This window comes from Prauserella flavalba, from assembly GCF_003202235.1.
Lineage (GTDB): Bacteria > Actinomycetota > Actinomycetes > Mycobacteriales > Pseudonocardiaceae > Prauserella_A > Prauserella_A flavalba.
On record NZ_MASU01000003.1, the window covers coordinates 225,357 to 237,500 of the forward strand.

Annotated in this window: 10 protein-coding genes (1 of these 10 cut by a window edge); 5 read left to right on the forward strand and 5 right to left on the reverse strand. The window is 70.6% G+C overall.

Translation table 11 applies throughout. The features are described 5' to 3' along the window. Positions 1-24 precede the first annotated feature (24 nt). Together BA062_RS07040 and BA062_RS07045 are read left to right on the forward strand one after the other, a co-directional pair. The gene (locus BA062_RS07040; protein ID WP_245959705.1) at positions 25-666 is read left to right on the forward strand and encodes a DUF998 domain-containing protein; all 642 of its coding nucleotides are present in this window, start codon (positions 25-27) and stop codon (positions 664-666) included. Between the two features lie 27 nt (positions 667-693). Further along, positions 694-1,272, forward strand: a complete 579-nt coding sequence (locus BA062_RS07045) for a DinB family protein (RefSeq protein ID WP_110335245.1) — start codon at positions 694-696, stop codon at positions 1,270-1,272. On the opposite strand, the gene BA062_RS07050 is transcribed toward BA062_RS07045, so the two are convergent. From BA062_RS07050 to secA2, 3 genes are all read right to left on the reverse strand, one after another. Next, on the reverse strand, positions 1,239-1,784 hold the full coding sequence (locus BA062_RS07050; RefSeq protein WP_210406785.1) for a methylated-DNA--[protein]-cysteine S-methyltransferase: 546 nt from the start codon (positions 1,782-1,784) through the stop codon (positions 1,239-1,241). The genes BA062_RS07045 and BA062_RS07050 overlap by 34 nt on opposite strands. Positions 1,785-1,922: 138 nt before the next feature. Beyond that, positions 1,923-3,647 carry an NAD+ synthase gene (locus BA062_RS07055; protein ID WP_110335281.1) on the reverse strand — a complete coding sequence of 575 codons (1,725 nt, stop codon included), beginning with the start codon at positions 3,645-3,647 and terminating at the stop codon, positions 1,923-1,925. A 155-nt stretch (positions 3,648-3,802) separates the two neighbouring features. Next, positions 3,803-6,127 carry an accessory Sec system translocase SecA2 gene (secA2, locus tag BA062_RS07060; protein ID WP_110335246.1) on the reverse strand — a complete coding sequence of 775 codons (2,325 nt, stop codon included), beginning with the start codon at positions 6,125-6,127 and terminating at the stop codon, positions 3,803-3,805. 84 nt (positions 6,128-6,211) lie between these two features. On the opposite strand from secA2, the gene BA062_RS07065 reads away from it, so the two are divergent. Next, entirely contained in the window at positions 6,212-7,786 is a 1,575-nt protein-coding gene (locus BA062_RS07065) for an alpha/beta hydrolase (RefSeq protein ID WP_110335247.1), read from the forward strand. Between the two features lie 14 nt (positions 7,787-7,800). On the opposite strand, the gene BA062_RS07070 is transcribed toward BA062_RS07065, so the two are convergent. Further along, a complete protein-coding gene (locus BA062_RS07070; RefSeq protein WP_110335248.1) occupies positions 7,801-8,493 on the reverse strand; it encodes an LppX_LprAFG lipoprotein in 693 nt (230 codons plus the stop codon). 10 nt (positions 8,494-8,503) lie between these two features. Further along, a complete protein-coding gene (locus BA062_RS07075) occupies positions 8,504-9,493 on the reverse strand; it encodes a GlxA family transcriptional regulator (protein WP_110335249.1) in 990 nt (329 codons plus the stop codon). A gap of 71 nt (positions 9,494-9,564) precedes the next feature. Here BA062_RS07075 and BA062_RS07080 point away from each other — a divergent pair, with 71 nt between their 5' ends. Then, a complete protein-coding gene (locus BA062_RS07080; protein ID WP_245959706.1) occupies positions 9,565-10,851 on the forward strand; it encodes an MFS transporter in 1,287 nt (428 codons plus the stop codon). A 28-nt stretch (positions 10,852-10,879) separates the two neighbouring features. Continuing rightward, positions 10,880-12,144, forward strand: partial view of a type I glutamate--ammonia ligase gene (gene glnA, locus BA062_RS07085; RefSeq protein WP_110335250.1) — the 5' portion only. The gene runs 79 nt beyond the window's last position; only the first 1,265 of its 1,344 coding nucleotides appear in the window; it begins with the start codon at positions 10,880-10,882; the stop codon falls past the right edge of the window.

Genomic DNA, 12,144 nt, shown 5'->3' on the forward strand with positions numbered 1-12,144 from the left:
CACACTCTCGCCGCGGTTCGCGTGGTGGGAGTCGGACTGGTCGGCATCGGTACCGCCGCGCAGCTGGGCTGGCTGGCCGAGTTCTTCCTGGACACCGGGCTCTCCCCGCTGCACACCGCGCCCAACGATCTCAGCGCGCGGGGCCAGCCGTACCGGAAGCTGTTCCGCGCGTTGGAGCTGACGGCGGGAATCGCCTTCCTCCTGGCCTGCCCGCCGCTCGCCCGCCTGGCGCCGGTGCAGTGGCGGGCACGGTCGACGATCGTGGCCGTTGGGGCCTTCGGCGTGCTGCTGATCCTGCGTTCCGCCTTCCCCCTCGACTGCGCGGCGTCGATCGACGCGGTGTGCCGGCAGTCCGCGCACTCGGTGTCCCACCAGCTCAACTTCGTGATCTCGGTGCTGCTGAGCGTGGTCTACGTGCTCGGCCCGGTGACGTTGCTGCTCTGGTGGGAGGGGCGCTGGCGGATCGTGCCGTCGATCATCGTGGCGGTGGAGTCGGCGGCGTGGCTTGCGCTCGTGGCACTGAGCCTGGCGGCGTCCGGGCAGTTCGCCGGCCTGGTGATGCGCGTGCAGCTGCTCGGCGGGGCCGCGGTGCTGGTGTGTGGTGGAACGTACCTGCTCACCACGGGGCGGCACGTGCGGACGCGATGGGAGGATTCGCGCGGGTGAGCGTCGTGCGGACGGGGAGGAGGCGGCATGCCCGGGTTGGTCGGTCCGGTCGCCGATGAGCGCGAGGCGCTCCTCGGGTACCTCGCGCAGCAGCGCTACGTGCTGTGTCTCGCGGCTTACGGCCTCACCGACGAGCAGGCGAGGGCGACGCCTACCGTCAGCGCGTTGAGCGTCGGCGGGTTGATCAAGCACGTGGCGGCGACGGAGCGGGGCTGGCTGGGCACCGTGCTCGGCCGCGCGCCCGACGACGGCGCCGACTTCCGGATGGCGCAGGGGGAGACACTCGCCGACATCATCACCGAGTACGAGCTCGTGGCCACGGAGACCGAGGAGATCGTCGCCGGGATCGACGACCTCGGCAGGCCCGTGCCCGTGCCGGAGGGCGTGCCGTGGTTTCCCCACGACGTGGGGGCGTGGTCGGTGCGCTGGGTGCTGTTGCGGGTGATCGAGGAGACGGCGCGCCACGCGGGCCACGCCGACATCCTGCGGGAGTCGATCGACGGGGCCACCGCGTTCCCCCTCATGGCCGCGGCCGAGGGCTGGCCGGAGACGCCGTTTCTGAAGCCGTGGCGCTACAGGTCGAACAACGTGGGCTCTTCGACGTGAACGCCCTCGATCTCGAGGATCCGTAGCTTCGTTCTCGTGCCGCCGTGCGCGGAGAAGCCGCCCTTCTTGCCGCCGGCCGCGAGGATCCGGTGGCACGGCACGATGGGCGCGAACGGGTTGCTGCCGAGTGCCTGGCCCACCGCGCGGGCGGAACCGGGATCGCCGAGCCGGGTCGCGATCTCGCCGTAGGTCATGGTCCGCCCCACGGGGATGCCGAGCGCGACCTCGTAGACGCGCGCGTGGAAGGGCGGCACGCGGCTGAAGTCGAGCGGCACGCGGGTGAGCTCGGGTGGGTCCTCGCCGCGCAGCAGTGCCCTCACCGCGTCGATGGCCCGCCGGACGTGCGCGGGCGGCTCCTGCTCGACGGCGCCGGGGAACCGTCGCGCGATGCGGGCACGGGTCGGCCCCTCGCCGCCCTCGGGCAGCTGACTGCCGATGACGGCCTGCTCGTCCCACGCGATGCCGCAGTGCCCGATCGCCGTCTCGTACACCGCGAACCCCCGTGTCGCCACGATCCGCACGCTACGCCCCCGGTCCGACAGAATCGCCCGCCCCTGAGGGAGCAAGGGAGCTTTCCTCCCGTTTTCGGGGAGCGAGGGAGCTTTGCTCCCGTTTTCCCGGAGCGAGGGAGCTTTACTCCCGTTTCGGCCTCAGTGGGTCTCGCGCCAGGCGTTCGTCATCGGCAACCTCCGGTCCCGGCCGAAAGCCTTGAAGGTGATCTTCGTGCCCGGCGGGTACTGCCTGCGCTTGTACTCGGCCCTGTCGACCATGCGCACCACCCGGTCGACCACCTCGGCGTCGAAACCCGCGGCGAGCAGGTCCTTGAACCCGCGGTCGCCCTCAACGTAGTCGTCGAGAATGTCGTCGAGCAGCGGGTAGTCGGGCAGCGAGTCCGTGTCGAGCTGACCTGGCCGAAGCTCCGCCGACGGCGGCTTGTTGATCGAGTTCTCCGGGATCGGCGGCGTCTCACCGCGCTTCTCGGCATCGGCGTTGCGCCAGCGCGCGAGCGCCCAGACGTGCGTTTTGAACACGTCCTTGATCGGTGCGAAGCCTCCGACCGCGTCGCCGTAGATCGTCGAGTAGCCCACGGCGAGCTCGGTCTTGTTCCCGGTGGCCAGCACCAGGTGACCCTCCAGGTTGGACAGCGCCATGAGCAGCATGCCCCGTGTCCGGGCCTGGATGTTCTCCTCGGCGAGGCCTGTACCGGCCAGCGAGAGCTGGTCCACGTACACCTTCACCATGTCCGCGACCGGCTCGGTCCGGAAATGGCAGCCGAGCCTGCGCGCCAGCTCCGCGGCGTCCGACCGGGAGTGCTCCGACGAGTACTCCGACGGCATCGACACCCCGTACACCGCGTCCGGCCCGAGCGCGTCGACGGCAAGCGCGGCCGTGACGGCCGAGTCGATGCCTCCCGAGAAGCCGAACATCACCGAGCGGAAGCCGTTCTTGCGGACGTAGTCACGCAGGCCGATCACCAGCGCCGACCACACCTCGGCCTCTTCCGGCAGCGGCTCGCTGATCGTTGGCTCCGGCAGCGGCTCGTAGGCGGGCAGCGGCTCGGCGCTCAGCACCCGCCGGCTGACGCGCAGCCCGGCGAACTCACCCTCGGCGGAATGGCCGCCCGCGGGGAGGTCGAGGTCCAGCACCTGCAGGTACTCCACGAACTGTGGTGCGCGGGCGAGCAGTTGCCCGTCCGCGGCGACGACGATGGAGTCACCGTCGAAGACGAGGTCGTCCTGACCACCGACCTGGTTGGTGTAGACGACCGGTGCACCGGCCTCGCGTGCGCGCCCGGCGACCAACGGCAGGCGCACGTCGTCCTTCGACTTCTCGTACGGCGAGGCGTTCGGCGACACGATCAGGTCCACGCCCGCCTGGCCGAGCGCGGATACAGGTCCGCCGTCCTGCCAGAGGTCCTCGCAGATCACCATGCCGATGTCGAGGCCGTGCAGCCGGACCACATCGAGCGTGTGGCCGGGCTTGAAGTTGCGGCGCTCATCGAAGACGCCGTAGTTGGGCAGGTGGTGCTTGAACTGGCTCGCCACGATCTCGCCGCCGAGCAGTGCGGCCGCCGCGTTGCGCGGACCCTCGTCGTCCTGGTCGAGGTAGCCGACGTAGGTCAGCATCTCGCCGCAGCCCGCGTCGGCCAGCGAGCGGGCGAGCGTTTCGACCTGGGCGCGGGACGCCTGCGCGAACGCCTTGCGCAGCGCGAGGTCCTCAACCGGGTAGCCGGTGACGGACATCTCGGGGAAGACGGTGACGTGCGCGCCGGCCTCCGCGGCCTTGCGCGCCCAGTCGACGATCAGTTCGGAGTTACCGGTCAGGTCGCCGACGGTCGGGTTCACCTGGGCGAGTGCGATGCGCAGTTGCGGCATGCCCCCATTCTCCAGCACGGCCGCGCCGATGCTCATGTGCCGGCGCGCACCCGGGTGTCCCACCCGCCCCAGGAGCCCCACGAAAAGGGGAGCAAGGGAGCTTTACTCCCGTAAAACGAGAGCAAAGCTCCCTTGCTCCCCGAACCGATCCGGACTCAGCTGCGCTTCTTTCGCAGCAGCCCGCGCACCTTCTTCAACGCCTGCTCGGCGTCGGAGTCGAACGGGTTGTCCTGCACCAGGTAGGTCCACGTGGAGTTCGGCCTGCGCACGCCCGCCGCCGCGAGGTCGACGCCGTCCTCGGCGATCTCGGCCTCCACCAGCGTCTTCGCCGACCGCTTCTCGGCCTCGCCTCGGATCTTGTGGAACTCGGGGATCGCCGCTCGGTGGAACTCGTCCAGAGGCGTCTCCCTGGCCATCGCCCGCAGGTGGATCGTCTCGCGCACGTCGGTCAGGAACGCGAGGTGGTCCGCCCACAGCTGGTCGAGGTGGTACAGCACCACCTCCCGGCAGACCCGCGTGAGCACGTCCTCGTCCAGGCTCTCGGCCAGCTCCTTGAACCGGTCCGTCTCCGCCGCCTCCAGCAGCTCCCGGGCGGCCTCGGTGCCCAAGATCTCGTCCCGCCACTTCAGCAGCTCGGCCCGCTGGTGCTCGATCAGCCGCGTGTAGCGCCACGTGTTGCGGTGGATCTCCAGGTCGACGCCCTCGGCCACCCGCTGCGCGTGGTTGATCTGCCGGTGCGCGGCCGGGTCCGTGATCTCCCCGGTATCGTCGTCGGCCTCGATGCCCTCCGGCACGTCGGGTGCGTTCGCCAGCACCAGCTCGTCGTTGAGGCTCGCGAAGAACACCGAGCTGCCAGGGTCGCCCTGCCGCCCCGCCCGTCCGCGCAGCTGGTCGTCAAGTCTGCTGCTCGGGTACCGCGCCGTGCCGATCACGTGCAGGCCACCCAGCTCGGCCACCCGCTCCCGATCGGCGCCGTCGGCGCCGCCGAGGCGGATGTCGGTGCCCCGGCCTGCCATCTGCGTCGACACCGTGATCCGGTCGTACGTGCCGGCCTCCGCGATGATCGCCGCTTCCTCGGCGTCGTTGCGCGCGTTCAGCACCACGCACGGCAGGCCAGCCTTCGCGAGCTTCTCCGCCAGCTCCTCCGACTCCGCGACGTCCTGGGTACCGACGAGGATCGGCCGCCCGCTCTCGTGCACGGTGCGGATCTCCTCGACGATCGCCCGCAGTTTCTTCCCCGGCGACGCGAAGATCCGGTCCGGCGAGTCCTCCCGCACGTTCGGCGTGTTCGGCGGGATCACGGCCACCTCGAGCTTGTAGAACTCACGCAGCTGCTCGGCCACCGCCACCGCCGTGCCCGTCATGCCGGCCACCTGCGGATATCCCGCCAGCAGGGCCTGCACGGTGATCGAGTCCAGGATCTCGCCGTGGTCCGATGGCGCCAGCTGCTCCTTCGCCTCCACGGCCGCCTGCAGCCCGTCCGGCCACCGCTGCAGCTCGGCGATCCGGCCCCGCGAGGCGTTGATGAGCTGCACCTTCCCGTCACGCACCAGGTAATCGACGTCGCGGGTGAGGAGTGCGTGCGCGTGCAGCGCGACGTTCACCGACGCGAGCCGGTCGGAGCCCTCCTCGTCGTACAGGTCCACCCCGCCGAGCGACTTCTCCACCACCGACGCGCCCGCCGACGTGAGCCACACGTTGCGGCCATCCGCATCGGTCTCGTAGTGCAGTCCGGGACGCAGGCGCCGGACGATGTTGGCGACCTCCTCGTCGGCGATGCCCGCGTCCACCGAACCCGCCATCACCAGGGGTACGCGCGCCTCGTCCACGAGCACCGAGTCGGCCTCGTCGACGATGGCCACGTCCGGCGACGCCTGCGCGCGATCCTCCTCGCGCGTGATCAGCCGGTCGCGCAGCACGTCGAACCCGATCTCGCTCACCGCGCCGTAGCAGACCTCGGCCGAGTAGGCCTCGCGCCGCTCCCCGGCGGTGAGCGACGGCTCGACCCAGCCGACCCGCACGCCCAGCAGCTCGTAGACCGGCCGCATCCACTCCGCGTCGCGGCGGGCGAGGTAGTCGTTCACCGAGATGACGTGCACCCGCTTGCCCTGCAGTGCGTACCCGGCGGCAGCCAGCGCGCCTGCCAGCGTCTTGCCCTCACCGGTCGCCATCTGCACCACGTGGCCGGACAGCAGGCCCATCGTGCCGAGCAGCTGCACGTCGAACGCGCGCTCGCTCAGCCCCCGGCGGGCCGCCTCCCTGCCGAGCGCGCACAGCTCGACCAGCTGCTCGTTGCCGAAGGACTCCACGTCCCGCAGGGCGGCGGCGGCCTCGGTGAGCTGCACGTCGGAGAGGTCCTCCAGCTTCGGCTCCCGCTTCTCGATCGCGGGGAGCAGCGCCTCGTAGCGTGTGAGCTCCACGCTGCCAGGGCGCTGGATGATCCTGCGCAGCCGTTTGCCCACCCGGCTCATCAACGCCACCCGTGGTCTCCCATCTCGAGTCTCTGCCACGCCCAACGCAGTGCTGGTGCCGTCCAGTTCCTGTGCCAATGGCACGATCGACATGTGCCCGCGCAGAAACGCTACCTGTCCCTGGCCGCCTGTCTACTCGCCTTGACCGGGTTGGTGGCCTGCTCGTCGGACTCGGAGCCGAGGACGGAGCCGACCGGCCCGACCGGTCCGGTGCCCGCAGGACTCGACCGGTTCTACGGCCAGTCGCTGGACTGGGGCGACTGCGCGCCCTACGCGACATCGGACAGCGCCCGCTCCGCGTTTCAGGGTGACGGCCTCGAGTGCGCGCGGCTGACCGTGCCGCTCGACTACTCCGACCCCGGGGGCACCACGATCAGCCTCGGCGTGCTGCGCCAGCGGGCCAGTGGCGACGACCGCATCGGGTCGCTGGTGCTCAACCCTGGGGGGCCGGGTGCGTCCGGGATGACCGCCGCGGCCTCGATCGCCCCCGGCGTCGCGGGCCAGGAGCTGGGCGAGCGCTTTGACATCGTCGGCTTCGACCCGCGCGGAATCGGTGCGAGCGAGCCCGCCGTGAAGTGCCTCACCGGCGAAGAGCGCGACGCGGACCGCGGTGACGACTCCGAGCTCGACGGCACGCCGCAGGGCGTCGCCGAGATGGAGCAGCAGGAGCGGGAGTTCGCGCAGCGGTGCGCCCAGCGCACCGAGCACGGCAAGGAGATGCTGGCCCACCTGGGCACGCGCGACGTCGTGAAGGACCTCGACGTGCTGCGCTCGGTGCTCGGGGACGAGAAGCTCAGCTACCTCGGCTACTCCTACGGCACGCGCATCGGCTACACCTACGCCGAGGCGTTCCCCAAGAACGTGCGGGCGCTCGTGCTCGACGGTGCGCTGGACCCGGAGCAGGACCTCGTGGAGTCGCTGGTCGCGCAGGGCGAAGGTTTCGGCAAGGCGTTCGGCGAGTTCGCCAACTGGTGTGCGCAGCGGCAGGACTGTGCGCTCGGCAACGACCCCGCGAGCGCGACCAAGGCGTACCAGGACCTCACCCGCCCGCTGATCGACAACCCGGTGCAGGTCGGCGACGGGCGTGGCCTCTCGTACGAGGACGCCACCACGGGCACCATCCAGGCGCTGTACACCGAACAGTTGTGGGAGCACCTCAACACCGGGCTCGGCGAGCTGAAGCAGGGCCGGGGCAGCACGCTCATGGGCCTCGCCGACATGTACAACGAGCGGAGCGCGAACGGCGAGTACTCGACCACGCAGGACGCGTTCGTCGCCGTCCGCTGCGTCGACGACCCGAGGGTCACCGACAAGAACAAGATCCGTGAGGCGCAGGAGCGCTATGCCCAGGTCGCGCCGTTCCTCGACCCGGGAACGCCCGCGTCATCGGGTCGCGACGCATGCACGTTCTGGCCGGTGCCCAACACCTCGGAGCCCCACTTGCCGAACGTCGAGGGCGTACCGCCCGCACTCGTCATCTCCACGACCAACGACCCGGCGACCCCGTACCAGGCCGGTGTCAACCTGGCGAAGGCGATGAAGGGAGCTTTGCTCACGTACGAGGGCAACCAGCACACGGTCTTCCTGCAGGGAATCTCCTGCGTGGACGACATCGGTGTGGACTACCTCGTCGACGGCACGCTCCCCGACGAGGGCGCTCGCTGCTAGCTGGCTGGCCAGGCCTAGTCGTCCTGCATGCTGCCGACGGGCCGGTTGTGGTCGGAGAGCGCGAGTTCGAGCATCACGGAGCCCTCGTTCTTCTGCCGAGGCGGCACCTGGATCCAGAGCCGGAGCAGGTTGCGGTTCGGCTGCTCGCTGACCCAGAACTTCACGTCGACGTCGGCCTGGATGCCCGGCACGAGCTGTGAGACGACCTTTCGCGGCAGCTCGCCGTTGACCCGGTACGCGGTCACGTCGTCGAGCTCCTCGCTGGTCTCTGTCTTCAGTGCCGTCGCGTGGGTGAGCAGCTGATAGAGGCCGTGCTTCGGGTCGAGGATCCGGGCCGGCACGAACTGCTCGGGCACGGCCTGCTCGACCTGGTCGCCGTCGCGGTCGGTCAGCCGCAGCCGGTCGCCGGCGAGCAGGTACTCGTACTGCGCGCGATCGGTGTGCCGCTGCACGTCGGCGTCACCGCGCGCGTAGCCGTAACGCCCGTCCGAGCGCTGCGCCACACCGTCGACGGCCCGGATGGACAGCCCCGGGATCGCGCCGCTCACGCGGAAGTCGAACCGCACGCTCTCGAGGTCACGCAGTGCCTTCGCCGAGTCGTCAACGAGCGTGGCCCCGTCGGGCAGCGGGCCGCTGGTGTCCGGTGACGTGCAGCCGGTGAGCAGCCCGAGCGCGAGGACGGCGAGCAGGATCCGTCGGGACACCATGCGACCTACGTTAGCGGTGCGTTTCGACCCTTTCGCTCACACCTCCCGCTCGCTGGGAGAACGTCTTCCGGTACGCCAGCGGCGACACCCCGATCGCCGCATTCAGGTGCTGGCGAAGCGACGCCGCGCTGCCGAGACCCGATTCGGCGGCGACCCGGTCGACCGGCAGGTCCGTCGTCTCGAGCAGGTGCCGCGCGTGGAGCACTCGCTGCCGGGTCAGCCACGTGTGCGGAGGCAGGCCGGTCTCCTCCCGGAAGCGCCTGCTGAACGTCCGCAGGCTCATGCTGGCGTGGGCGGCGAGCGTCGCGAGGTCGAGGGGTTCGCCGAGCCGTTCCAGCGCCCACGCCCTGGTCGGCGCGGTACTACCGACCCCGGGCTCGACCAGCGGCCGGTCGATGAACTGCGACTGCCCGCCGTCCCGCCACGGCGGCACCACGCAGTAGCGGGCGGCGAAGTTGGCCACCTCGCTGCCATGATCGGCGCGGATGACGTGCAGGCACAGGTCGGCGCCCGCGGCCAGCCCTGCCGAGCTCAGCACGTCGCCGTCGTCGACGAACAGCACGTTCTCGTCGAGACGGACCCTCGGGTAGAGGGCCCGGAAGTCGGCGGCGTGGGCCCAGTGCGTGGTGGCGGGGCGCCCGTCGAGCAGGCCGGCCGCACCCAGCACGAACGCGCCGGTGCAGATCGACATGATCCGTGCGTGCGCGGGCACGCGGTCCAGCGCGGCGGCGATGTCGTCGGGCAGCGTGCCGAGGCGGCGTGGGCCCTCGACATGCGTGCCGGGGATGATCACGGTGTCAGCGTCGTCGAGCGCCTCGGGCCCATGTTCGAGCACGGCGCTGAACCCGGCGCTGACGCGCACCGGCTGGTCGTCGACCCCGCAGATCCGCACGTCGTAGAGCGGCCGGCCGTCCCGCCGGGCGGCTTTGAAGATCGCGGGCGGGATCTGCATGTCGTAGCCGACGGCTTCGGAGATGGCGAGTACGACGACCCGGTGCATGGCAGGATTCTTGCACATATTGGCATTCCTGCCACTCGTTTCGATCACCTCGATTGTTCAGGCTGTTGCCCGTGACCGAAGTCCGTGCCGCTCCGCTGCGCTCCCCACGTCGTCACCGCATCCACTGGGCCTGGCTCGTCGCCGTGGCCGCGTTCGTCGCCCTCATCGGCGCGGCGGGTTTCCGCGCGGCCCCGAGCGTGCTAATCGACCCGCTGCACCAGGAGTTCGGCTGGTCGAGGGGGACGATCTCGGCGGCCGTGTCGATCAACCTCCTGCTCTACGGCTTCATCTCCCCGTTCGCCGCCGCGCTGATGGAGCGGCTCGGCATGCGCCGCGTCGTCGCCGGTGCGCTGGTGCTCGTGGCGGCGGGCAGCGGGCTCACGGTCTTCATGACGGCGAGCTGGCAGCTCCTGTTGTGCTGGGGAGTGCTGGTGGGCACGGGTACCGGCGCGATGGCGCTGGCCTTCGTCGCGACCGTCACGAGCAGGTGGTTCGTGCGGCACCGCGGTCTCGTGAGCGGGGTGCTCACGGCGGCGGGCGCGGCGGGGCAGCTCATCTTCCTGCCGCTGATCGCCGCGCTGGCGACCGACCACGGCTGGCGGCCCGCGTCGCTGACCGTGGCCGGTGCGGCGCTCGCCGTCGTGCCTGTGGTGCTGCTCCTGCTGCGTGACCGGCCCAGCGACGTCGGCACGACGCCGTACGGGGGCGCGGCCGAGGAGGAGCCGCCCCCGCCGGCGAAGGGCAGTGCGGTCCGTGCGCTCACCGTGCTGCGCGACGCCGCCCGCACGCCGACGTTCTGGCTGCTCGCCGGTGGGTTCGCGATCTGTGGCGCCTCGACCAACGGCCTGATCGGCACCCATTTCGTGCCGGCGGCCCACGACCACGGGATGCCCCACACCACGGCGGCCGGACTGCTGGCGCTGGTGGGGCTGTTCGACGTCGCGGGCACGATCGCCTCGGGCTGGCTGACCGACCGCGTCGACCCGCGCTGGCTGCTCGGCGCCTACTACACGCTCCGGGGCGCGTCGCTGATCGTGCTGCCGCAGCTCTTCGCGCCGACCACCGAGCCGCCGATGTGGGCGTTCATCGTCTTCTACGGCCTGGACTGGGTGGCCACGGTGCCGCCGACGGTCGCGTTGTGCCGGGAACGTTTCGGGCTGTCGGGTCCCATCGTGTTCGGGTGGGTGTTCGCGTCGCACCAGGTGGGAGCCGCCTTCGCGGCGTTCGGCGCCGGAGTCACCCGCGACCACCTCGGCTCCTACGACCTTGCGTGGTACGTCGCTGGCGGGCTGTGCGCGTTCGCCGCCGTGATGTCGTTGCGGATTCGCCCGAACGAGCGCGCAACCCCGAAACATTGAGTTAACAAGCCGCGTTTAGGGTCGCGGCATGGATCGCCAGCAGGAGTTCGTGCTGCGCACGCTGGAGGAACGCGACATCCGGTTCGTGCGGCTCTGGTTCACCGACGTGCTCGGTTTTCTGAAGTCGGTCGCCGTGGCGCCCGCCGAGCTGGAGGGAGCCTTCAGCGAGGGGATCGGGTTCGACGGCTCCGCCATCGAAGGCTTCGCGCGGGTCTACGAGTCGGACATGGTCGCCAAGCCCGATCCGTCGACGTTCCAGGTGCTGCCCTGGGAGACGCCGGAGGGCGGGCACTACTCGGCACGGATGTTCTGCGACATCGCGATGCCCGACGGCTCCCCGTCGTGGGCCGACCCCCGGCACGTGCTGCGCAGGCAGCTCTCGAAGGCGGGGGAGGCCGGCTTCACGTGCTACGTCCACCCGGAGATCGAGTTCTTCCTGCTCGCCAACCTCCCCGAGGACGGCAGGGAGCCGGAGCCCGCGGACAACGGCGGCTACTTCGACCAGGCCAGCCACGCCACCGCGACCCACTTCCGCAGGCATGCCATCGAGGCGCTCGAGGCGATGGGCATCTCGGTGGAGTTCAGCCACCACGAGGGCGCGCCCGGCCAGCAGGAGATCGACCTGCGCTACGCCGACGCGCTCACGATGGCCGACAACGTCATGACCTTCCGGTACGTCGTCAAGGAGGTCGCCCTCACGCAGGGCGTGCGCGCGACGTTCATGCCGAAGCCCTTCACCGGCCAGCCCGGCTCGGGCATGCACACCCACGTCTCGCTGTTCGAGGGTGATCAGAACGCCTTCTACAGTCCGGAGGACCCGTACGAGCTCTCGGAGACCGGCAAGGCGTTCGTCGCGGGGCTCCTGCACCACGCGCGCGAGATCTCGGCGGTCACCAACCAGTGGGTCAACTCCTACAAGCGCCTGATCAGGGGCGGGGAGGCTCCGACGACGGTGTCGTGGGGGAGGGCGAACCGGTCGGCGCTGGTCAGGGTGCCGATGTACTCGCCGGGCAAGGCGTCGTCGCGCCGGGTGGAGATCCGCACGCTGGACTCGGCGTGCAACCCGTACCTCGCGTACTCGGTGATACTCGCCGCGGGGCTGAAGGGCGTGGAGAAGGGTTACGAGCTCCCGCCTGCCGCCGAGGACAACATCTGGACGCTCTCGGACTCCGAGCGGAAGGCCGCCGGCTACGCCGAGCTGCCCCAGAACCTGGGCGAGGCGCTCACGGAGATGGAGCAGTCGGAGCTGCTGCCGGACGCCCTCGGCGAGCACGTCTACGACTTCTTCCTCCG

Excerpts from the sequence above, each read along its gene's own strand:
- BA062_RS07045 (WP_110335245.1), top strand. The coding sequence starts at position 694 with ATGCCCGGGTTGGTCGGTCCGGTCGCCGATGAGCGCGAGGCGCTCCTC.
- BA062_RS07055 (WP_110335281.1), bottom strand. The coding sequence starts at position 3,647 with ATGCCGCAACTGCGCATCGCACTCGCCCAGGTGAACCCGACCGTCGGC.
- BA062_RS07070 (WP_110335248.1), bottom strand. The coding sequence starts at position 8,493 with ATGGTGTCCCGACGGATCCTGCTCGCCGTCCTCGCGCTCGGGCTGCTC.
- BA062_RS07075 (WP_110335249.1), bottom strand. The coding sequence starts at position 9,493 with ATGCACCGGGTCGTCGTACTCGCCATCTCCGAAGCCGTCGGCTACGAC.